Source organism: Candidatus Nanopelagicus abundans (assembly GCF_002288305.1).
Lineage (GTDB): Bacteria > Actinomycetota > Actinomycetes > Nanopelagicales > Nanopelagicaceae > Nanopelagicus > Nanopelagicus abundans.
The window spans coordinates 543911-565200 of sequence record NZ_CP016779.1 but is presented as its reverse complement, the minus strand read 5'-3'; the positions used below and the strand labels follow the sequence as shown (position 1 = coordinate 565200).

The window sequence follows — 21290 nt, the reverse complement described above, 5'->3', positions numbered from 1 at the left end:
TTAGACCGGAGGCCATGGAATAGCAGGCCTTAACTGACTTGGTTCTGGAAAAACTGCCGTTGCAAGCAGCTCATTTACCCGTTGGCGCAGGGCGCTAATCTCACTAGCAGTTAGATACTCATTAAAAATTTGCTCAAGATTAAGTGCACTAACTTTATTTAGTAGGGTGATTTCTTCTGGATCAAGGGGTAGTGAAGAGAACTGCCAGATCACTGTCCTGAGCTTATCTTCGGAGTGAAATGAAATTCCATGGTCACACCCTTTTAATACTCCCTGATTATCAATTAATAAATGTCCAAACTTTCGATCAGCGTTATTTATCACGGCATCAAATAAAGCAAGTTTTCGGAGTTGATCACCATCACTTTGCCCATACTCAACAACGTCTACAGTTTCATCTATATCGATCCACTCTTGAACCATGCCATAGCCAAATGGTCCATCACGAAGAACAGTAAAAGGGACTAAATTAAAACCAGCCATGAGGCTTAGTAAAAATGCTGAATACTCACGACTTGCTAAATCACCATCTGGAAAATCCCACAGTGGTCGCTCACCTGCAACTGGTTTATAAATAATTTCAACCTTTGGATCACAGTCTTTAATGTTTGCCAGCAGTGTTGCATTTGACGCATCAACTAACCTGCCGACGACAGTGATTTCTCCAGATGATATTAATTCACTTTTAGGAATCATCTGCGATATCCATTTGCTCTCGGACATAGATGCCCCAAGGGATCAATTGGTAACCCGCAAAATGGGCATGCTGGCCTACCGGCGCTAACAATAGTTTTAGCACGCTCACAGAATCCTTTAACCTGATTGATCTTAAGTGTGGCAACTAAAAGATCCGGTCCTGAATCTAAATCATCTAATATTAAATCATCATCTTGGGATATGGCTTGAATATTTACAACAACTAGATCATTTTCCCAAGTAATGCTTATTATACCGACTTGAAAATCTTCATCAATTGGCAATTCCATTGGCAAATCATCTACATCTGCCACAGCAGATAGATCTGCTGGTGAAACTAACTTTCCACGACGTAACTCTCTTATTAAATCCTCAAACCGCTGGGTAAGAGCAATAACCTGGCTTTTCTCAAGTGTGACTGAATTTATTCCATCAGCAGATTTAACTTGAATAAAAAACTGGCGCTCACCTGGGTCTCCAATAGCACTCACAATAAAACGAGTCGCAGGTTGGTGGCGGTAAATAATTCTTGGCATCTACCTGCGCCACCATTTTATGGAAGCAGATAGAGAATTACCGCCGCCTAGTTGATTTTGCTTAAACTTCTGAACTATTTCTGCTGAGATTTTATAATTTGTTTGCAGAACAGTTGAACTATTCTTTTCCAAGTTTATGACTGTTAGTGAGGCAGGTTCGGCCACAAATTTCTGAAAACGATCAATTGGTAAGCCAAGTGCACTTGCTAAGGACATTTTAATTATGTCACCATGTGTAACAACTAGAACCACACCTTTTTCTTTGCTTAATTCAGTTAAAGCTAAGTCAACCCTTTTGCGCATACTTCTAAAACTCTCACCTTTTGGGAATGTAAAAGTTGATGGTTTATTTTGAACGCTTCGCCACCTACGATCACGTGCTAGAGCAGAAAGTCTTTTGCCAGACCATATGCCATAGTCCATTTCAATAAAACGCTCATCAATTTCAAAATCCAGATCAGGATTAAGTTGCATATAAGGCTGAATGGTTTGGATGCAGCGGGTAAGTGGACTTGAATAAATGCGATTTATTTTAAGCTTTGATAAGTATGGCGCGAGCATTTGCGCCTGTTTGTGGCCATCCTTAGACAACTGAACTGAATTATCCTGCCCAGCCAAAATACCTTTGGTATTTGCCACAGATTGGGCATGACGCAACATATAAACAATCGGCATTTGGCAAGGTTACCGATATTTTTCACCTCTTGTTGCTAGCCTGACCAACCATGGAACGGCGTAAATTAGGCGGAGTATCGATCTCACGACTTGGCCTGGGCACAATGACTTGGGGCCGAGATACCGATGAGAATGAAGCCGCGCAACAGTTACAAGAATTTGTTGAAGCCGGTGGAAATTTAGTTGATACCGCTGCTGTCTACGGTGACGGAGATGCTGAGAGAGTGCTCGGTGGATTTATTGGGACACTTGTAAAACGTGATGATCTTTTTCTTGCTACAAAAGCTGGGATCTCTTTCAAAGAAGGGGTTAGGCAGATAAATAACTCACGAAATGAGATGATTTCAGATTTGGATCGATCTCTGAGTAGATTAAATGTTGATTATGTTGATTTATGGCAAGTGCACACATGGGATAAAAATACTCCACTTGAGGAAACACTCTCAGCATTAGATTATGCAACCACCTCTGGAAAAGCTAGATACGTCAGTGTTTGTAATTTTAATGGTTGGCAATTAGCTAGATCTGCCACACTTCAGAATCCAATATTTGGTAAGGCTGCTATCACTTGTGCACAAAATGAATACTCACTTTTAAATCGAAAATCTGAAGAGGAAGTAATTCCTGCGACTTCAGCACTAAATTTAGGATTTATTGCTTGGTCCCCACTTGGACGCGGCGTACTAACTGGCAAATATCGTGATGGCGTGCCCTCTGATTCCAGAGGAGCCTCACCACATTTTGCTAATTTTGTTGAGCCATACTTAACACCACGAGCAAAAAAAATAGTAGAAGCGGTTTGCATTGCAGCAGATGGTCTTGGCTATTCACCACTTGAGGTCGCCCTGTCCTGGGTTCGAGATGCACCCGGTGTTACTAGCGCTTTAATCGGAGCTCGAACTGGCGCTCAACTTCGTGGCATATTAACTGTGGAACAAATTACTCTGCCAGATCAGGTTAGGCTGGCTCTAAATGAAGTATCAGCTAATTAAATATTTTCCAAAAACTCATACAAAACTCTGACTCCAAATTTAAGTCCGTCAATCGGCACCCTTTCATCGACTCCGTGGAATAGCGCAAAAAAATCAAGATCCTCAGGAAGTCTTAGAGGTGAAAACCCATACCCAACTATTCCAAGATCATGCAATGCTTTGTTATCAGTTCCACCACTCATTAAATAAGGAACTGGGATTCCTGCTGAATCTTCAACATTAATCGCCTTGCACATCGCTTCAACCAACGGTCCAGCAAATTCAGCTTCAAGTGCGATATCACGGGTGAGAATCTCAACCTCAATCTCATCGCCAGCAAGCTTCTTTATTGTTTCGTGAAGATCATTTTCATACCCAGGCAAAAATCTGCCATCAATTACAGCACTAGCATTTTGGGGAATCACATTTGCCTTATACCCAGCCTCTAACATTGTTGGATTTGCAGTATTTGAAATCGTTGCGCCAAGCATTTTAACTGCATTTCCTAAGTGGTTAAGAAGTGGTTGCACATTTTTTGGATCAAATTTATCACCCGTTAGTTCAGCAATTTTTTTAAAGAATTGAGATGTAGTTTTAGTAAGAAGTTGTGGCCATTGGTAATTGCCAATCCTAGAAACCGCATCAGAAACCTTAGTTACTGCGTTATCGCGATTGATAAATGAACCATGTCCAGCAGTTCCTTTAGCACTTAACTTAACCCAGGCAATACCCTTTTGAGCAGCTTCAACTAGGTAGAGCCTGTGTCCACCAGTAATTGTTACTGAAAAACCACCAACTTCAGAAACTGCCTCACTGCAACCAGCAAATAGCTCTGGACGATTTTTCACTAACCATCTAGATCCGTAAGTTCCCGAGGCCTCTTCATCAGCAAAAAATGCTAATAAAATATTTCTAGGTGGTTTATATCCAATCCGCTTCCACATTCTTACGGTGGCTAAAATCATGGCATCCATATCTTTCATATCAACTGCGCCACGACCCCAAATAAATCCGTCTTTAATTTCACCACTAAATGGATCAAGCGACCAGTCAGAAGCATTAGCTGGCACTACATCAAGATGACCATGCAAAACCAATCCAGGACGAGAGGTGTCACTTCCTAGTATTTTGGCAACTACATTTACCCGGTTTGGTGCTGTCTCAATTAATTCACATTCAATACCGACTTCTTTAAGTTTTCCGGCAACATACGCAGCTATCGCTTTCTCATCTCCACGACCCTCACCATGATTCACACTCGGAATTTGAATCATTTCTTGGCAAAACAAAATCGTCTCATTTTCTAGCTCAATGATTTGCTGCGCAGTTAATTTCATAGGGATATTGTGCTACAAAACTTCAATTTCCCTTCAATTCAGATTGCGTTAAAATACAAATAGGTCCGGGTGGCGGAATTGGCAGACGCGCTAGCTTGAGGTGTTAGTGCCCGTAAGGGCTTAGGGGTTCAACTCCCCTCCCGGACACCAAAATCTTCCTTTCCTGAATATGATGCGCGAGTGGGTGAGATGACTAGTGATCTAATAAGAGTAATTGCCGACTTTCCAAAGCCAGGAATTATTTTTAAAGATATAACCCCATTACTTGCAGATGCTAAGGCCCTAAATGATTGTTGTGAAAAAATTGCTTCATATGCAAAAGATGTTGACTACATCGCAGGAATTGAAGCGCGTGGTTTTATTTTAGCTTCAGCAGTTGCAGTCCTTAGTGGTAAAGGTTTCATTCCAATAAGGAAAAGTGGAAAATTACCAGGTCAGGTTATCTCCCAAAGTTATGAACTCGAGTATGGGCAAGCGACTTTAGAAATTCATTCAAACCTAGTGCCTGCGGGCAAAAAAGTTTTAATCGTGGACGATGTTCTTGCAACTGGGGGCACGGCGCTAGCTTCGGTTGAATTAATTGAAAAAGCCTCGCTAATCCCGACCTGCCTCGTATTTCTACTTGAGATAAGCCAATTAGGTGGAAGATCACGAATTCAAGCCGCACGTCCTAGTCTACAAATTCAAACTATCTTGGCAGAATGAGCACATGGCCGAACTAATCTATTACTGCGGAACTATGGATAGTGGTAAATCCACCCTTGCTTTACAGACTGCCCATAATCATCGCTCACGTGGACGTGAAGGTGTTATTTTCACTAGTAAAGACCGTGCAGGTAAGGGTTTAATTTCTTCAAGATTAGGTCTACAAATAGATGCACTTGAAGTTGATGCGGATTTAAATTTGCATAAGCTAATTGTTGAAAGATTATCCATTGGTGGAAAGATAAGTTTTATCATCTGCGATGAAGCACAATTTTATTCACCAGAGCAAATAGAGCAGTTAGCAAAAATTGTAGACGGACTTGGAATCGATGTATACGCATTTGGAATCCTCTCTGACTTTAGAACTAAACTATTTCCAGGTAGTGCTCGCTTAGTTGAGTTAGCTGATCGAGTTCAAACACTGCAGGTTGAAGCACTATGTTGGTGTGGTGAACGAGCTACACACAACGCTCGAACCATAAATGGCAAGATGGTGACTGAAGGTGAACAGGTTGTAGTTGGTGATGTAAGTACTGCTTCAACTGTTGCCTATGAAGTACTCTGTCGAAGGCATCATATGAGAAATGTAACTTCAAAGGTTTCTAACCCGGCAAGTGAACAATCACTTCCATTTAACAACTAGGAGAACATGAAAACTCGAGGATATGCGGTAACTTCAGCAAAAGCACCACTAGCAGATTTTGAATTTGAGAGACGCTCACTTCGTCCGCGAGATGTCGCTTTAGATATTTACTATTCAGGTATTTGTCACTCTGATATCCATCAAGCACGCGAGGAATGGGGTCCTGCAATATTTCCAATGGTGCCAGGACATGAGATCGTTGGGAAAGTAATCGAGATTGGTTCACAGGTTAGTAAATTTAAAGTTGGAGAATTAATCGGGGTAGGAGTTTTTATCGACTCTTGTAAAAATTGTGCAAGCTGTGGCGCAGGGCTTGAGCAATATTGTGTTGAAGGCATGACTGGTACCTATAACGCTTTAGAGCGAGATGGAAAAACTATTGCATTTGGTGGTTATTCAGATAAGTTTGTAATTGATGAGGATTACGCGGTCCATGTCCCATCAAACTTAGAATTATCTGGTGTTGCACCCCTTATGTGTGCCGGAGTTACTCTCTACTCCCCACTAAAAAATTGGAATGCAGGACCTGGTAAAAAAGTTGGAATTATGGGTCTTGGTGGTTTAGGACATATGGGAGTTAAGTTTGCTCATGCCTTAGGAGCACAGACAACGGTTTTCTCCCACTCTCCTGAAAAAGAAGCAGATGCAAAAGCAATGGGAGCCGATCATTTTATTGTTACTAAAGATATAAAAGAGCTTGATAAATTAAAGCAAAGTTTTGATTTAATTCTTAATACAGTTTCAGCAGATCTTGACCTAGAGCCATATTTACAAATGCTTAAACTAGATGGAACCTTGGTAGTAATCGGACTTCCTGGAAAGCCTTATGCAATTAATGCTGGCACATTACTGGGCCAAAGAAGATCACTAGCTGGTTCAATGATTGGTGGTATGGCTGAACTGCAGCAAATGCTAAATTTCTGCGGTGAGCATAATATTGTTAGCGATGTTGAGGTAATTAAGTCCGACTATATAAATACCGCCTACGATCGAACCGTAGCGAGCGATGTTAAATATCGATTTGTAATCGACGCTAAAACCTTTTAAACAAATTGATGAGCTGCTAGGGCAAATAAAGGAGCCAAAGCTAGAGCGGGTAATAAATTTCCTACCGCTATTTGTTTAATTCTAAGTAATCTTAGAGAGATTCCAATCAATAAAATTCCGCCAACAGCTGTCATTGCTGCTACTTGGTAATTAGTTAAAATTGCGCCAAGAAATAACCCAACTGCTGTCCATGCAAATTGGTAAATACCGACTGGAAGCGCTGAAAGAGCAACTCCCCACCCAAGGGATGCGGCGAATGCTAATGCGGCAAAACCATCAAGGGTGCTCTTCAGAACTAATTGATCAATACCAGTCCCCATCCCATCTGAAATACTTCCTAAAATTGCCAGTGGACCAATTGCAAAAATTAAAGAAGCAGATACAAAACCTTCAACAAAGTATGAACTACCATTTTTACTAAACCTACTCTTTAATTTATTGCCTAAAAATTCAAGCCTATCCTCAATAGCAAGAGCAGATCCGATTAATGCTCCAACTAATAAGGAAAAAATTACGACCAAAATTACCCATCCCTTTGGCATAGATTCTTGAAGTTCAACATCCCAATAAGCTGAGAGTGCATCAGCAGCCGATATAATTGTTACACAACCTAATACATCAGTAACTAAGTTTCTTAATTTTTCACTAATCTTTGCACCAATAAATACACCAAGGGCGCCACCAATAACAATTGTTAAGATATTTAAGACTGTCCCAGCTCCGGCAAACATCTAGGCAAACCTTATAAAAGAAATAATTCCAGCAAATAAACAGTAAAAAGCAAATGGGTACAGCGTTTTAGTTTTAAACCAACGGACCAAAAACGTGACACTGAAATAAGTAGCGATGAATGAAATAATTGAACCGACTAAAATTTGACCGAGCAAATCCTTGGCATCGGTTGTAAATAGCTCAGGTAGTTTAATAATCGATGCTCCGATGATGACAGGTAATGAAAGCAAAAATGCAAAATCTGAGGCAACTGAGTGACTGAGTTTTCTTATTAATCCAGCACTCATTGTTACGCCAAATCGACTAATACCGGCAAAGAGCGCCAGGCTTTGGCCAAAGCCAATTGCTAGTGCTGTTTTGGCATTTACACGGTGATCAATTTCAGCATCAGAGTCATGAAACTCATGAGCTACATTGGATCTGGATAATCTTTCTGCGCCAATAAGTAGAAGGCCATTTAGAGTTAGAAATAACGCAGAGTATGCGGGATTGCCAAAAATACTTTGAAAATAATCTGCGAAAACTAATCCTAAAACTCCAACCGGAATTGTGGCGATAACAATATAGCTAAGAACTCTAAATGGAGTGCTTTGATAGTTTCTTGTAGCAACTGCTTTAAAACTTCCGCTTATCAGCCCAATCCAACGTTTACGGAATACTAGAAATAATGCAACAGAACTTGCTAAATGCATAGCGATAGTGATTAATAAATATGATTGATTTTCTTCACTTATAAATTCTCGAAATGAACCGCCTATCCAGGCTGGAATTAATATTGCGTGCCCAAGACTTGAAATAGGAAAAAGTTCAGTTATTCCCTGAATAAAGCCAATTATGATTGCTTGACCGTATGTAAAATCCAAAATGAACCCGTCTTTAGCTGTTTGTTTTGATAGAGTTTATCAGTGAATAAGGCATCAGATAGCGAAAAACCTGCAAATAAGTTTGTACAGATGCTACGACCTTCACGCACAATTCCAATTACTCCCTGGCGTGCGGATTCAACTTGGTCAATTGGTAGCGGAAGTAAGCATATTCAAAGAATTTTTATTCTAATTTTTGGACTATTCATATTTGGAATAGGTGATTCACTTCTTATAATCACCGGACTTGGTAATGCACCCTGGTCAGTACTAGCTCAAGGTATATCTTTAAATACCCCACTTAGTATTGGAGAAGCGACTTTCTTTATCTCTCTAACTGTACTAGCGCTTTGGATTCCACTTAGACAAAAACCAGGATTAGGCACCTTGGCAAACATTATTGTGATTGCAGCAGCGATTGAAATCGGATTAGCTTTTATACCAGAGGTTAATAATTTAGCTTTGAAATATTTTTACATATTTTTTGGAATTGCACTTGTTGGAGTTGGATCTGCTTTATACATTACCTGCGGATTAGGCACTGGCCCACGAGATGGCCTTATGACCGGTTTGCACTATAGGACCGGGATACGAGTTGGCAGGGTAAGGCTAGGCATTGAATTAATTGCGCTAATCATTGGAGCCCTCCTAGGAGGCACAGTTGGAATCGGAACCGCCCTATTTGCGCTCCTAATCGGGCAATCAGTAGCCATTTCTTTAGGTGTCGTAGACCGTCTTACCGTCAAGTAGCCAATAGATTTCTCTTATCCCCCTCGGCTTGTCGGACCGAATCTGACAACATGTCGAAAACACCATGTTAAAAAAACAGAAGGGTAAATTCCATGCTTGATAGCTTCTTTAAAATCAGTCAGCGTGGCTCAACCGTAGGTCGGGAAATTCGTGGCGGAGTCGTCACATTTTTCACAATGGCATACATAGTTGCGCTAAATCCACTCATCATCGGTCTTGCGAAAGATGCTGATGGTAAATACATAGGCGGAGGCGATGCTCCTAATCTTGCATTAGTTGCAGCTGCTACCGCTCTTATTGCTGGCGTTATGACCATCCTGATGGGCGTAGTCGCTAACTTTCCATTAGCCATAGCAACCGGCTTAGGTTTAAATACCTTTGTTGCAGTTGGTATTGCATCCAAAATGAGTTGGGCAGATGCCATGGGACTTGTAGTCCTTGAAGGCATAATTATTTTAATTCTGGTACTAACTGGATTCCGTATTGCGGTATTCAAAGCTGTACCAAGCCAATTAAAGATCGCTATCTCAGTAGGTATTGGCTTATTCATAGCCCTTATCGGACTAGTTGATGCTGGTTTCGTTCGTAGAACCGGAGCTGGTCCAGTACCTGTAACTCTAGGCGATAACGGAAACCTTGTAGGTTGGCCAGTTGTTGTCTTTGCATTTGGTTTGTTCTTAATGATCGGCCTTACTGTTAAGAAGGTTAAAGGTGCACTTCTAATTGGAATTGTTACCTCAACCGCTCTTGCAATAGCTGTTGAATCTGCTTTCAAGATTGGTCCACTATTTAACGGAGCAACAGGAGCAGTAAATCCAAAGGGTTGGAACTTAAACGTACCTGCAATGCCTGAAGCGATTGCTGCTACTCCTAAGTTTGACATCATTGGTGATTTCAATATTTTAGGTGGATTTGATCGAATCTCACTAGTCGCTGCACTTCTTCTAGTATTTACATTATTACTAGCGGACTTCTTTGACACCATGGGAACGATGACTGCGATTGGTAAGCAAGCTGGCTTAGTAGACCGTGATGGAAATGTAGAAGGTGCTGAGCGCATCCTTCTAGTTGACTCAATCGCAGCTGCTGCTGGCGGTGCTGGTTCAGTTTCATCTAATACTTCATACATTGAATCAGCTGCCGGTGTTGGCGAAGGTGCCAAGACTGGTCTTGCTTCAGTTGTAACCGGAGTTCTATTCCTGCTCACTACATTCCTAGCTCCACTAGTTGCAGTGATTCCTTACGAGGCTGCAACTCCTGCTCTAATCATCGTTGGCTTCTTAATGATGACTCAGATTAAGGGAATTGATTGGGATGATTTTGGAATCGCTATTCCGGCATTTTTAATCATTATCTTGATGCCATTTACTTACAATATTTCTGTAGGTATCGGAGCAGGATTTGTTTCATATGTTGTAATTAGACTATTCCAGGGTCGCACTAAGGAAATTCATCCTTTGATGTGGCTCGTTTCTGGTCTATTTATGGTTTACTTCTTGCAATCACCAATTAATATTTGGACTGCATAAGTTAATTAAACAAAGGGGCGCATCTTATGGTGCGCCCCTTTACCATTTAATGGGAGTTAAACCTTTTTCTATCAATCTATTATTAACTTTACTAAAAGGCTTAGAACCGAAAAACCCTCGATAAGCTGAAAGTGGGCTTGGGTGTGGTGAAGAAAACTGATCTAATTGGTTAAATAATTTACCTAGATCCTGTGCTTGCTTTCCCCATAAAACTCCAATCGCTCCCCTTGCTGCAACTACTCTTATAACCACTTCAGTAAATTCATGCCAGCCAATATCAGAGTGTGAGTCAGAGAGTTTTGGAATTACAGTCAGGGATCGATTAAGTAATAGCACGCCCTGGGAAGCCCATTCACTTAGATCGCCATTACTTCTCTTAATACCTAAGTCAGAATCCAATTCTTTAAAAATATTATTTAATGAGGCTGGTAGGGGTTTAATTGAGCTATTTACTGAAAAGGCTAACCCCATTGCATGGGTTGGGTTTGGATAAGGATCCTGGCCAAGTATTACAACTTTTACCTCACTAGGTTCTAACTCTAAACATCTGAAAATACTATCTTTAGAAGGAATAAAATCATCTGTTAATTTTTTTGAGATATCTTTTAAAAGCTTTAAATCAATTAGGTCATGCCAAGGTTTAGGAAGTAGTGCTGCTAAGTTAACGAGCACGAGCGAAGAACCGACCACCTTCATTTTGAACAGTTATGGCCAGCCCATAAGCCTGAGTTAGATTTTGATCAGTTATTACCGATGCCACCTCCCCTTGTGCTACTACAGCACCTTCGCGCAGTAACAATGCATGCGTAGTTCCAACAGGAATCTCTTCAATATGGTGGGTGACAATAACTGTTGCCGGAGCTAAAGGATCTTTAGAAAGTGATTCGATTCTTCTAAGCAGATCCTCCCTGCCTCCAAGATCTAATGATGAGGCTGGCTCATCAAGGAGTAATAACTCAGGGTCTGCCATTAATGCTCTAGCAATTTGTACTCGCTTTTTCTCACCTTCACTTAGGGAACCAAATAAGCGCTCACCTAACTCGCGTACGCCTAACGCAGTTAACAGTGCCATGGCTCTTGATTCATCCCATAAGTCATATTTTTCTTGCCATCTTCCAAGCATTGCATAAGCTGCAGTTAGTACCACATCCATAACTAACTCATCCGGTGGGAGTTGCTCAACTAATGCTGAAGAGGTTAATCCAATTCTTGTTCGCAATTCAAAAACATCTACCTTTCCCAGTTTCTCCCCTAAAATATTTATCTCACCAGTGGTCGGGTGAATTAAGGATGAACAAATTTGTAGAAGAGTTGTTTTCCCCGCCCCATTTGGACCCAAAATAACCCAACGCTCACCTTCAAGCACTTGCCAATTAAGAGGACCGAGAATTACGCGATCACCTCTGCGCACGCTGATATCTGATAACTCCAATATTGCGCTCATAGGAAAGAAAGATACCCCGTGATTGCGCCAAATATGGTTAATCTGAGCCAATGCCGAATAAAAATACCTCAGCCTTTACCGGGCTAATTCTAGTCTCAGGCGAAGATAGACCTGGAATTACCGAAAAGTTGATGTCTTTGCTGTCAGAGTTTTCAATTTCAATTCTAGATATCGAGCAACTAGTAATTCGAGGCCGCCTTATTTTGACAGTTTTAATTGGCTTAAATGAATCTCATGCCGCAGCAGTTGCCGCAGATTTAGAGTTACTTGAAAAAGAAGTAGGACTTGATATTGCAATTGACTTCACTCCTGAGCAAAATCATCCAGAGGTATCTTCAAACCTACATGTTGTAATTATCTCTGATGCTCTGAAACCAAAATCAGTTGCTGTAGTCGCTGCTGAGCTTTCAAAGATTAATGCAAATATAACTGCAATCAGGCGAACCTCGACTAATCCGTTGACAGCGATTGAAATTGATATTTATTGTCCAGATAAATCAATTAAAGAAGTTCAAAAGTTACTAGCTGTAGTTGCTATATCTCATAAGATAGATCTAGCTGTGGAGCAAGGTAGTGGTATGCGAAGTGCTAAAAGATTAGTGATGCTTGACATGGATTCAACACTTATTGCGCAGGAAGTAATTGACTTACTCGCTGCAAAAGCAGGTATGGCTAAGGAAGTTTCAGCGATTACTGAAAAGGCGATGGCTGGTGAAATGGATTTTACCCAATCACTGCAAGCGCGAGTTTCATTACTTACCGGGCTAAATGAATCTATGCTTTCAGCGGTTAGAAGTGAAATCACTTTGACGCAAGGGGCTGAAAAATTAATTCAAACACTCCATTTAAAGGGCCATAAGGTGGGAGTTGTATCGGGTGGATTTATAGATGTAATTGAACCAATTCTAAAAGAGTTAAAAATTGACTTCTATAAAGCTAATAAATTAGAGATTATTGATGGAAAACTAACTGGAAAACTTGAGGGTGTAATCATTGATAGGTCTGCAAAATTAGATGCATTAATTACTTTTGCAAAAAATGAGGGAATTCCGATGTCTCAGACTGTCGCAATCGGAGATGGCGCAAATGATTTGGATATGATTCAAGCAGCTGGTCTTGGTATTGCATTTAATGCAAAGGCTAAGGTTGCAGCGGCGGCGGCCACCACAATTAGTGGATCAGATCTTTCTGCAGTGCTGCTACTAATGGGATTATCAGATTAAATATTAAAACTATTTTTTGCTAACTCACGTAGTTTGGTAACTATTTGTGCGGGATTTGCATCCTTATAAACTGCACTACCAGCAACAAAGCAGTTAGCTCCAGCTAAAGCAGCTTCTGCAATAGTTGAAAGGGATATACCACCATCTACCTGCAGTATCACTGGCTCACCCTTGCTTGAATTAATTTTTGATCTAGCTTGTGAAACTTTTAACATCTGATCACTCATAAAAGTTTGGCCCCCAAAACCTGGTTCAACAGTCATAACTACCAACATATCAATTTCATCTATAAATTCCTCAATTGCAGATAATGGCGTAGCCGGTTTAATTGCAATTCCTACTTTTGCACCATTTGACTTGATATCTGCGATTGTTTGGCGGCAGTTTTTAGCGGCTTCAAAGTGAAATGAAACAGATTTACAACCCGATTGGGCGTATTTAGGTGCAATAGTATCTGGGTCTTCAATCATTAAATGAGCATCTATTGGTAATTTTGAAAACTCAATTATTTCTATCGCCCGCTTGAAGTCAAAAGTAAAGTTTGGGACAAATTTATTATCCATTATGTCAAGATGAATAGCATCAGAGACTGCGGATACTTTACTTATTTCATTTTCCAAATCATCAAAATTAGCGTTAAGAATACTTGGATTAATTAAGATTCTTCCATCACTTCCCATGCTCCTATTTAACCCACCTTTTTGAATAAGACCATAAACATTCCATCAGATTGGTCTTGGTGTGTCCAAAGTTGCATTGTTCCATCTTTAAGCACCCCTTGTTTGTGAGCATCAGCCAGAGTGCTTAACGGCAGAATGCTCATATCTTTGTGGCGAGCTAGAAAATCAAGAACCTGACCTTTTGTCTCAGCAATATGAGGTGAGCAAGTTACATATGCGATTATCCCATTTGGATTTAGTAATTTGTATGCGCTAGTTAAAAGATTTCGCTGTAAGGTAACTAATTCTTTTAAATCATTTATGCTTTTCCGCCATCTGGCCTCAGGTCTTCTACGAAGTGCACCTAGTCCTGTGCATGGGGCATCAACTAATATCCGATCAAAGGTTGAAGAAAAGTTATCTGGATCTGTTGCATCAAAACTAACTACTTGCTGATTATTAACTACCCTTTTAACTAGTTCTGCACGATGTGGAATTGGCTCATTAGCTAAAAATGTTGCGGTTGTATCTTTCTGAGAAAGGGAGTGAAAAAGATATGCAGCTTTGCCACCAGGCCCAGCACACATATCTAGCCAAGATTGACCAATAGTTGCAGTTGTTAGAAAATTTTCAACAACAATTTGTGATCCACGATCTTGCACACCTGCTCTGCGTTGAATTATTGGATCAAACTCCGATGGTATGCCATCTAAATTTGCGGCATTACTAAACCCAGGAATTTGGGTAGCTCCTAGTTGAACTAACTCAGTAGTTGATGACTTGCCAGGCCAAGCAACTATATCGGGAGCTGCTGGAAGATTATTAGCAGCTAATAGTTTTTCAACCTCTGCCCAATCCTTAAGTTGATCATAGAATGAAGAAATGATCCATTCTGGATGTGAATACGAAATCGAAAGCCTCTCTAAGTTAGGCAAATTAGATAATTCGACTAAGTCATTACTAGATGCTGTTACTTTTCTTAAAACTGCGTTTACGTAAGATGCTTTTGATTCTCCTGCAACTAGTTTTGCAACTTCAACCGTTTCAGAGACAGCAGCATGATCTGCCACTCGCATTTGGGTAATTTGGTGAATTCCAATCCGCAGCAAATCTTGAATCTTTGGATCGACTTCAGAAAATTTCCTATCAATATACTTTGTTGCGATGTAGTCATGTCTTCCCTGCATGCGTAATGTTCCATATGATAATTCGGTAGTAAATGCCTTATCAGCTTTCTCCATCTTAGATTTTGAAAGTAATTCGGGCAATCTTATATTTGCATATGCCCCATCACGATTTACCTGATAAACCAATTCATAAGCTACTAACCTAGATTGGCTTGGATTTGGCTTACCCAACTGATAAACCTTCCCGATTTGTAAGTCCTCTAATAAACTCCCCTGCACTCATTTGATTACGGCCTGCTGGAGTTAACTTTTCAATTTCAATAACTCCATTTGCTGCTCCAATAAATAGTTTTTCACCTTCAATAGCAACAGAACATGGTGCAATTTTTTCCATCCCATAGGAAATTCGTAGTCCATCAATCTTTAGCCGTAAATCACCAAGCATCGTCCAGACCCCTGGATTGGCGGCTAATGCTCTATATTGATTTAAAATTTGGTCAATTTGCATACTCCAATCAAGTTTTCCATCGCTCTTTTTAAATTTTGGTGCAAGTGACGCGTCTGTATCTGATTGTGGTGAAGGTGGCACATTTTGAGAAATTAGATCAACTGTTTTTATTGCAAGATCAGCACCTATTACACTCAACCGATCTAACAACTCATCAGATCTTTCCATTGGATTAATGTCAATCTCATGAGTTAAATAAGTTGGACCTGTGTCCATACCCTTATCAAGTTGGAAAACTGTTATTCCACTAGTTTTATCACCTGAAAGAATTGCCCATTGAACTGGTGCTGCTCCTCGCCATTTTGGAAGCTTAGAAAAATGAACATTTATCCAGCCATATTTTGGTAGTTGCAAAAGATCCTGGGGAATTAATTTTCCATAGGCAATTGTTATTACTAGATCGGTCTTTGCTGACAAAAGAAGAGACTTTAAATCATTATTTGATTCTGGTTTACTTATAGAAATCTTTTCTGAAGATGCCCAAAGTGCCAGCTCATTAGCCTCAATTTGCATGCCACGACCCGTGGCTTTATCTGGATTAGTTATTAATCCACCAAACTCATGTTTATTACTAGCAATTAATGCAGTGATGAGCGGCTTGGCCACCGGAGATGATGAAGCAACTAATAATTTCAAAGTATTAAAGACCTAAACCAAATGTTGTATGGGGGGAAACTTTTACTATTGGTGATTTTCCACCCTCAGTGGCAACACCAAACCATTCCGACTCTCTTATTTCTTTCATTGCTAGTTTTCGCTGCTCAGAGTTCATTCGATCAATAAATAGAACACCATCTAAGTGATCAGTTTCATGTTGTAAGCATCTTGCCAAAAGCTCTGTGCCTTCGATGACAACTGGATCGCCGTGCATATTAAAACCTTTTGCAACTGCTTTAAATGCTCGAGGTGTATCGTAAACTAAATTTGGAAATGATAAACATCCTTCTTCGCCATCTTGAATCTCCGCGCTTAGATCAAGTGAGGGGTTAATAAGATGACCTATTTCATCATTTATATCCCAGACAAATACCCGAAGTGGTACACCAATTTGTGGAGCAGCCAACCCAGCTCCAGGCGCTGCCTGCATTGTTTGAGTTAAATCAGCGACTAATTGACGTAGTTCTTTATCAAAATTAACTACCTCACTTGCTGGGGTAACCAATACTGGGTCGCCAAATAATCTAATTGGTTGAATTGCCATGTGCTTATGATACTTCAGTGATCGACTTAAAGATCAAACGGATCAAACCGGACCGTGAAAATCTTCCTAGATTTAACACCTTGCACCTTAGTTATGTCATCTAATAGATCAACTAGTATCTGCGCTTGCTCTAGCTCTACCCTAATAAGAATTTTGCTTTGATAACTATCAATTTTTACTGGTCCAGTTATTTCATATTTGCTCGCACTATTTTTCAAATTTTCAGTAAATTTAGATATCTCTGCGTTATCCCCGGAAACAGCTGCAACTCGGTAATAAGGTGGCAACTTAGCTTGCTTACGACTATTTAGTTCATATGAGGCAGCTGATGATGGGTCCATTTTCAGCATTGCTTGAACAACTGGGTGGTGATTTGGAAGTGAGAGAAATATTTCAGAATCTTGTGAAGCCATATTAAGGAGTGTGAACCAGGCAAATTTTGCTAACTCTTCAGATCTCAATGAAGGACGATTAAATAATTTTTCACCATCTAGCATTGCAACCGCACTATATCGCTCACTTGGCTCAGATCCTGGTGTTGCAACTACAATATAATTACCCATTGGCAATTTTTTAATTTGCTTACTTCCAGATGATATTAGAATTGGAAACTTTGGTATTGCTTTACCAATCTCTTCGGCAGTTCGATCAATACCCTTAGCGATTACAAACGGCCGATTACCTGAACAAAAAGTACATTTCCATTCTGGGTACTTCTTTTGACAGAGATAGCACGTAGGTACGTTTCTTGATTCTTGGATCTGTAACTTACCTCCACAATCACAACTTGCTGTATTTCGACATTTTGAGCAAAGAAAAAGATTTGCATAACCTTTTTCAGCAACCGATATCAAAGCGCTACCACTTGTAACGCCTTTTTTTATCGCAGCAATGAATGAGTTACCCATCTCATTTGTTGTAAATTTAAGATTATTTTTCTGGCGATAGCTCTTTTTCTCAAGCCACCCAATATCAATTAACCTTGAAATCTCTAGTGAATGAGATGATGAAATAAATATTAATGATGTTTGATGATCTCGTAGTAGCGTTATATCTCTAGTGTTCCACCCTGGTGCATGTAATTCATAGTGTGACTGATCTAAATCAGATAGCACAATTACTGTGGCACCAGGTGATAATGGCGTAAATGCCCCACTTCTTGTAGCAAGGATTACTTTTGGTGAGTTAAAAGCAGCATCTAAAAAATTTCTATACCTAAGGCTTTTATTTAGGTGAGAGCCAATCTCTATCAAATCACTTCCAAAGAATCTGGCTAATGGTATGGATAACCGATCAAGATCCTTCTCATCTGGAACAAGTAATAGTACTTGACCTACCTGGGATCTAACCTTTATTAACTCAAGTAAAAAGTGATCCGGGTGAACCGTAATCGGGAAATTTATTCCCCATTTAATTCGCTCCATACTATTTAAAAAGCCATAATCTGCTCTACCAATCAGATCTCTTAGCGCAGTGGATTCATATTTTATGATCTTTTTTTCTCCAAGAATCGCGGTCAGTAGCTTCTCTTCTTTAACAACTCGGCTAGGAATTGCAGACTTTAAAATACTCCAGAAACTACCCCCGAATCGATTGCGGGCAAGTTCAATATGTTTAATTAAATCAGAATTCACTAATCCGCTAGGTGAAGCTAAATCTAAAATTGGTTTTAAACGAACAGTTTGTTCACTTTTATCTTTTCTACCTACTAATAAACCTTCGGTAGTACCTCTTCCAAACTCTACTAATACTTTACTTCCAACCGTTGCGCTCTCATTAAGATGCTGCGGAATAAGATAGTCATAAATTCCCTCTAAATGAGATACAGGAGTCTCAACTAATACACTTGCTACTGGAAGATTTTTTGAAATTAAAACCTGCTCACGATGGGCAGAATTAGATTTTTGTTGCTTTAGTTTTAGTGGAGCAGTCACTGCTTATTTAACTAGTGCCTTAAGAGCAGAAGCTCGATCTGTTTTTTCCCAAGTAAAATCCGGCAGCTCTCTACCAAAATGACCATAAGCAGCGGTTTTTGCATAAATTGGGCGTAGTAGGTTTAAATCGCGAATTACAGCAGCTGGGCGAAGATCAAAAACTTCATTTACTGCCTGTGAAATCTTTAATACATCAAATTTTTCTGTACCAAAAGTTTCAATAAATAAACCAACAGGCTTTGCTTTACCAATAGCATAAGCAACTTGAACCTCACAGCGATCGGCAAGTCCAGCAGCTACAACATTTTTTGCTACCCAGCGCATCGCATAAGCTGCTGATCTATCAACCTTTGATGGATCTTTGCCTGAAAATGCACCTCCACCATGACGGGCCATACCGCCGTATGTGTCAACAATAATCTTTCTACCGGTTAAACCAGCATCTCCCATTGGCCCACCAATTACAAACCGACCAGTTGGGTTTATGAACACCGTAACATTTTTTGTATCAATGTTTAACTCTTTAATAATTGGATTAATCACAAATTTCTTTACCTCAGGTGCTAATTTCTTTTCAAGATCAACATCTGGAGAATGCTGCGAAGAAATAACAATTGTATTTAAAGCAACAGGTTTATCACCCTGGTATTCAATCGTTACTTGAGTCTTTCCGTCAGGTCTAAGGTATTCCAAGGTTCCATCTTTTCTAACTTTAGTTAATTGCTGAGCAAATTTATGAGCAAGAGAAATAGGTAGCGGCATAAGTTCTGGGGTTTCATTACAGGCATAACCAAACATAAGGCCTTGATCACCGGCGCCTTGCAGATCTAATGGGTCAACAGATGATGAAACCCGACTTTCAAATGCGTCATTTATACCTTGGGCTATATCTTGGGATTGCTGCCCGATTGATATTGAAACACCACAGCTATTCCCATCAAAGCCCTTATCAGATGAGTTGTAGCCAATTTCTAGAACAGTATCCCTAACAATATTCATGACATCTGCATAGCCATTTGTTGTGACTTCACCAGCAACATGTACTTGCCCCGTTGTAATTAATGTTTCAACTGCGACTCTACTCTTAGCATCTTGGCTAAGTAATGAATCAAGGATCGCATCAGATATCTGATCTGCAATCTTGTCTGGGTGGCCTTCGGTTACAGATTCAGAAGTGAATAAGCGATTTTTCATGAACTTAACCTAACTTGCTTACTAATTGATCAAGTAATATATCCGAGAGCGTGTCCTTTGATATTTCTGGAACCTTGATCACATTCATACTACGGTCAATTATTAAGCCTTGAGTAAAATCACTGCCAAATACTGCGCCATTTGATACATTATTAACATAAATTAGATCAAGAGATTTGCTAGCTAACTTAGTGCGTCCACTTTCTTCTAGCATTACTAAATCTTCTGAGGTCTCTGCAGCAAAGCCGATGATTACCTGATTTAATTTCTTGTTTGCTGAAAGTAATTTTAAAATATCTGGGTTCTTTGCAAGATCGACTCGATCAAGAGATTCTTTTCTTATTTTAGCCTCAGAATAACTTGCAACCTTTGCATCTGCCACTGCCGCACTCATAATTAATGCATCAGAATGTGGAAATTCTAACTCTAGTACTGCCGACATTTGCTCCGCAGTTTCTACTAAAGTTGTAGTAATTCCTTCAACATTTGGCAGATCAGTATTAGCGGTTACTAGATGTACCTGTGCTCCCCGACTTGCTGCAGCCACTGCTAAAGCAAAACCTTGCTTACCAGATGAACGGTTTCCTATAAATCTAATTGGATCAATTGGCTCTCGAGTTCCACCAGCTGTAATCAGGATTTTCCTGCCAAGTAGATCTGCTAGTTGTGGCAGATGCTTATTAACTTCAGCAATTATGTTAGATGTTTCTGGGTATCGACCTACCCCGAAATCAGATCCAGTCATTCTTCCTTCACCTGGGGTTATTACGGTGAATCCTCGATCTTGCAATATTTTTACATTTTGAATTGTTGCAGCGTTACTCCACATCTCAGGATGCATTGCTGGAACCAATATTTTTGGAGCTGTAGAGGCTAAAACTATATTTGTAAGTAGATCATCAGCACGGCCTGATGCTAATTTGGCTAATAAATCTGCGGTAGTTGGCGCGATTACAATTATATTATTCTCTTTCGCCATAGAAATGTGCGGGACATTTTCTACTTCACTCCAAAGATCAGTAATTACTTTTCGACCTGAAAGTGCTTCCCAAGTTGCTTTACCAACAAAATTTAAACTCGCTTGTGTTGGAACAACATCAACAATAAATCCTTCGTCTTGTAAACGTCGAAGTAAGTCACATGACTTGTATGCCGAAATACCTCCGGCTACACCAAGTAGTAGTTTGCGACCACGGGGAAACATGGCAGGTTTTTAGCTAGCTGAGTCAGTTGGCTTAGGTTCTAAATTTTCGATGGTTAACAGACCATCATTAATTTCACGCAATGCAATTGAAAGCGGTTTTTCATGGACATATGTCTCAACAAGTGGGCCAACATACTCAAGTAATCCCTCACCAAGTTGTGAATAATAAGCATTAATCTGGCGAGCACGCTTTGCTGCATAAAGAACCAAACTATATTTAGAGCCAGCTTTATCTAATAGTGCATCAATTGGCGGATTAGTAATCCCATCAAGTGCTTGGTTGGTCATTAAAGTACCCCTTAAAAAATATGC

23 protein-coding genes and 1 tRNA gene are annotated in these 21290 nt (G+C 40.0%); 8 read left to right on the top strand and 16 right to left on the bottom strand.

Translation table 11 applies throughout. The features are described 5' to 3' along the window. Genes B1sIIB91_RS02995 through B1sIIB91_RS02985 form a run of 3 tightly spaced genes read right to left on the bottom strand, consistent with a single transcriptional unit; the run spans position 1 to position 1907 of the window. Positions 1-723 (bottom strand): SCO1664 family protein, encoded by a 723-nt coding sequence (locus tag B1sIIB91_RS02995; RefSeq protein WP_223298621.1) that lies wholly within the window; start codon positions 721-723, stop codon positions 1-3. Beyond that, the gene (locus B1sIIB91_RS02990; protein ID WP_095688147.1) at positions 693-1232 is read right to left on the bottom strand and encodes a DUF3090 family protein; all 540 of its coding nucleotides are present in this window, start codon (positions 1230-1232) and stop codon (positions 693-695) included. Before B1sIIB91_RS02990 ends, B1sIIB91_RS02995 begins: the two co-directional genes overlap by 31 nt. Then, entirely contained in the window at positions 1233-1907 is a 675-nt protein-coding gene (locus B1sIIB91_RS02985) for a histidine phosphatase family protein (protein ID WP_095688146.1), read from the bottom strand. Between the two features lie 50 nt (positions 1908-1957). On the opposite strand from B1sIIB91_RS02985, the gene B1sIIB91_RS02980 reads away from it, so the two are divergent. Beyond that, a complete protein-coding gene (locus B1sIIB91_RS02980; RefSeq protein ID WP_095688145.1) occupies positions 1958-2899 on the top strand; it encodes an aldo/keto reductase in 942 nt (313 codons plus the stop codon). Here the strand turns inward: B1sIIB91_RS02980 and B1sIIB91_RS02975 are convergent. Beyond that, positions 2896-4215, bottom strand: a complete 1320-nt coding sequence (locus B1sIIB91_RS02975) for a M20/M25/M40 family metallo-hydrolase (protein ID WP_095688144.1) — start codon at positions 4213-4215, stop codon at positions 2896-2898. The two genes, B1sIIB91_RS02980 and B1sIIB91_RS02975, sit on opposite strands and share 4 nt — an antisense overlap. 63 nt (positions 4216-4278) lie before the next feature. Here B1sIIB91_RS02975 and B1sIIB91_RS02970 point away from each other — a divergent pair. The 4 genes from B1sIIB91_RS02970 to B1sIIB91_RS02955 all read left to right on the top strand — a co-directional run bounded on the left by B1sIIB91_RS02970 (position 4279) and on the right by B1sIIB91_RS02955 (position 6610). Further along, a tRNA-Leu gene (locus B1sIIB91_RS02970) sits at positions 4279-4365 on the top strand. A 39-nt stretch (positions 4366-4404) separates the two neighbouring features. Next, complete coding sequence (locus B1sIIB91_RS02965) at positions 4405-4920, top strand: adenine phosphoribosyltransferase (RefSeq protein WP_095688143.1); 516 nt, start codon at positions 4405-4407, stop codon at positions 4918-4920. Positions 4921-4924: 4 nt separating this feature from the next. Continuing rightward, complete coding sequence (locus B1sIIB91_RS02960) at positions 4925-5563, top strand: thymidine kinase (RefSeq protein WP_095688142.1); 639 nt, start codon at positions 4925-4927, stop codon at positions 5561-5563. A gap of 6 nt (positions 5564-5569) precedes the next feature. Continuing rightward, positions 5570-6610, top strand: a complete 1041-nt coding sequence (locus B1sIIB91_RS02955; RefSeq protein WP_095688141.1) for an NAD(P)-dependent alcohol dehydrogenase — start codon at positions 5570-5572, stop codon at positions 6608-6610. Here B1sIIB91_RS02955 and B1sIIB91_RS02950 read toward each other — a convergent pair. Continuing rightward, entirely contained in the window at positions 6607-7341 is a 735-nt protein-coding gene (locus B1sIIB91_RS02950) for a DUF554 domain-containing protein (protein WP_095688140.1), read from the bottom strand. The genes B1sIIB91_RS02955 and B1sIIB91_RS02950 overlap by 4 nt on opposite strands. Beyond that, positions 7342-8205, bottom strand: coding sequence for an undecaprenyl-diphosphate phosphatase (locus B1sIIB91_RS02945; protein WP_095688139.1), 864 nt, complete (start codon positions 8203-8205; stop codon positions 7342-7344). It lies immediately after the preceding gene. Between the two features lie 42 nt (positions 8206-8247). Here B1sIIB91_RS02945 and yczE point away from each other — a divergent pair, with 42 nt between their 5' ends. Together yczE and B1sIIB91_RS02935 are read left to right on the top strand one after the other, a co-directional pair. Further along, positions 8248-8955, top strand: coding sequence for a membrane protein YczE (gene yczE / locus B1sIIB91_RS02940; RefSeq protein ID WP_223298620.1), 708 nt, complete (start codon positions 8248-8250; stop codon positions 8953-8955). A gap of 92 nt (positions 8956-9047) precedes the next feature. Further along, positions 9048-10484, top strand: coding sequence for an NCS2 family permease (locus B1sIIB91_RS02935; protein WP_095688138.1), 1437 nt, complete (start codon positions 9048-9050; stop codon positions 10482-10484). Positions 10485-10523: 39 nt separating this feature from the next. On the opposite strand, the gene B1sIIB91_RS02930 is transcribed toward B1sIIB91_RS02935, so the two are convergent. Beyond that, positions 10524-11156, bottom strand: coding sequence for a uracil-DNA glycosylase (locus B1sIIB91_RS02930; protein WP_095688137.1), 633 nt, complete (start codon positions 11154-11156; stop codon positions 10524-10526). After that, positions 11146-11928: an ABC transporter ATP-binding protein gene (locus tag B1sIIB91_RS02925; protein ID WP_095688136.1), complete on the bottom strand. Its 783-nt coding sequence runs from the start codon at positions 11926-11928 to the stop codon at positions 11146-11148. Before B1sIIB91_RS02925 ends, B1sIIB91_RS02930 begins: the two co-directional genes overlap by 11 nt. Positions 11929-11978: 50 nt before the next feature. Between B1sIIB91_RS02925 and serB the strand changes: the two genes are divergently transcribed. Further along, positions 11979-13151: a phosphoserine phosphatase SerB gene (serB, locus tag B1sIIB91_RS02920; RefSeq protein WP_095688135.1), complete on the top strand. Its 1173-nt coding sequence runs from the start codon at positions 11979-11981 to the stop codon at positions 13149-13151. Here the strand turns inward: serB and rpe are convergent. Genes rpe through rpoZ form a run of 8 tightly spaced genes read right to left on the bottom strand, consistent with a single transcriptional unit; the run spans position 13148 to position 21266 of the window. Beyond that, on the bottom strand, positions 13148-13831 hold the full coding sequence (gene rpe / locus B1sIIB91_RS02915; RefSeq protein WP_095688134.1) for a ribulose-phosphate 3-epimerase: 684 nt from the start codon (positions 13829-13831) through the stop codon (positions 13148-13150). The genes serB and rpe overlap by 4 nt on opposite strands. Positions 13832-13839: 8 nt before the next feature. Continuing rightward, positions 13840-15168, bottom strand: coding sequence for an RsmB/NOP family class I SAM-dependent RNA methyltransferase (locus tag B1sIIB91_RS02910; protein ID WP_095688133.1), 1329 nt, complete (start codon positions 15166-15168; stop codon positions 13840-13842). Continuing rightward, positions 15161-16081 carry a methionyl-tRNA formyltransferase gene (fmt, locus tag B1sIIB91_RS02905; RefSeq protein WP_095688132.1) on the bottom strand — a complete coding sequence of 307 codons (921 nt, stop codon included), beginning with the start codon at positions 16079-16081 and terminating at the stop codon, positions 15161-15163. The genes B1sIIB91_RS02910 and fmt overlap by 8 nt, the downstream gene beginning before the upstream one ends. A gap of 4 nt (positions 16082-16085) precedes the next feature. Beyond that, entirely contained in the window at positions 16086-16646 is a 561-nt protein-coding gene (gene def, locus B1sIIB91_RS02900) for a peptide deformylase (RefSeq protein ID WP_095688131.1), read from the bottom strand. 26 nt (positions 16647-16672) lie between these two features. Continuing rightward, on the bottom strand, positions 16673-18580 hold the full coding sequence (locus B1sIIB91_RS02895; RefSeq protein ID WP_095688130.1) for a primosomal protein N' family DNA-binding protein: 1908 nt from the start codon (positions 18578-18580) through the stop codon (positions 16673-16675). 3 nt (positions 18581-18583) lie between these two features. After that, positions 18584-19774 (bottom strand): methionine adenosyltransferase, encoded by a 1191-nt coding sequence (gene metK / locus B1sIIB91_RS02890; protein ID WP_095688129.1) that lies wholly within the window; start codon positions 19772-19774, stop codon positions 18584-18586. A 4-nt stretch (positions 19775-19778) separates the two neighbouring features. After that, complete coding sequence (gene coaBC, locus B1sIIB91_RS02885) at positions 19779-20978, bottom strand: bifunctional phosphopantothenoylcysteine decarboxylase/phosphopantothenate--cysteine ligase CoaBC (RefSeq protein ID WP_095688128.1); 1200 nt, start codon at positions 20976-20978, stop codon at positions 19779-19781. Between the two features lie 9 nt (positions 20979-20987). Continuing rightward, positions 20988-21266, bottom strand: coding sequence for a DNA-directed RNA polymerase subunit omega (rpoZ, locus tag B1sIIB91_RS02880; protein WP_095688127.1), 279 nt, complete (start codon positions 21264-21266; stop codon positions 20988-20990). Positions 21267-21290 lie beyond the last annotated feature (24 nt).

What these genes read in the sequence shown, in the direction of transcription:
- B1sIIB91_RS02995 (WP_223298621.1), bottom strand. Translation starts at nt 723, where the DNA reads ATGTCCGAGAGCAAATGGATATCGCAGATGATTCCTAAAAGTGAATTA.
- B1sIIB91_RS02990 (WP_095688147.1), bottom strand. Translation starts at nt 1,232, where the DNA reads ATGCCAAGAATTATTTACCGCCACCAACCTGCGACTCGTTTTATTGTG.
- B1sIIB91_RS02985 (WP_095688146.1), bottom strand. Translation starts at nt 1,907, where the DNA reads ATGCCGATTGTTTATATGTTGCGTCATGCCCAATCTGTGGCAAATACC.
- B1sIIB91_RS02980 (WP_095688145.1), top strand. Translation starts at nt 1,958, where the DNA reads ATGGAACGGCGTAAATTAGGCGGAGTATCGATCTCACGACTTGGCCTG.
- B1sIIB91_RS02975 (WP_095688144.1), bottom strand. Translation starts at nt 4,215, where the DNA reads ATGAAATTAACTGCGCAGCAAATCATTGAGCTAGAAAATGAGACGATT.
- B1sIIB91_RS02965 (WP_095688143.1), top strand. Translation starts at nt 4,405, where the DNA reads ATGACTAGTGATCTAATAAGAGTAATTGCCGACTTTCCAAAGCCAGGA.
- B1sIIB91_RS02960 (WP_095688142.1), top strand. Translation starts at nt 4,925, where the DNA reads ATGGCCGAACTAATCTATTACTGCGGAACTATGGATAGTGGTAAATCC.
- B1sIIB91_RS02955 (WP_095688141.1), top strand. Translation starts at nt 5,570, where the DNA reads ATGAAAACTCGAGGATATGCGGTAACTTCAGCAAAAGCACCACTAGCA.
- B1sIIB91_RS02950 (WP_095688140.1), bottom strand. Translation starts at nt 7,341, where the DNA reads ATGTTTGCCGGAGCTGGGACAGTCTTAAATATCTTAACAATTGTTATT.
- B1sIIB91_RS02935 (WP_095688138.1), top strand. Translation starts at nt 9,048, where the DNA reads ATGCTTGATAGCTTCTTTAAAATCAGTCAGCGTGGCTCAACCGTAGGT.
- B1sIIB91_RS02925 (WP_095688136.1), bottom strand. Translation starts at nt 11,928, where the DNA reads ATGAGCGCAATATTGGAGTTATCAGATATCAGCGTGCGCAGAGGTGAT.
- serB (WP_095688135.1), top strand. Translation starts at nt 11,979, where the DNA reads ATGCCGAATAAAAATACCTCAGCCTTTACCGGGCTAATTCTAGTCTCA.
- rpe (WP_095688134.1), bottom strand. Translation starts at nt 13,831, where the DNA reads ATGGGAAGTGATGGAAGAATCTTAATTAATCCAAGTATTCTTAACGCT.
- def (WP_095688131.1), bottom strand. Translation starts at nt 16,646, where the DNA reads ATGGCAATTCAACCAATTAGATTATTTGGCGACCCAGTATTGGTTACC.
- metK (WP_095688129.1), bottom strand. Translation starts at nt 19,774, where the DNA reads ATGAAAAATCGCTTATTCACTTCTGAATCTGTAACCGAAGGCCACCCA.
- coaBC (WP_095688128.1), bottom strand. Translation starts at nt 20,978, where the DNA reads ATGTTTCCCCGTGGTCGCAAACTACTACTTGGTGTAGCCGGAGGTATT.
- rpoZ (WP_095688127.1), bottom strand. Translation starts at nt 21,266, where the DNA reads ATGACCAACCAAGCACTTGATGGGATTACTAATCCGCCAATTGATGCA.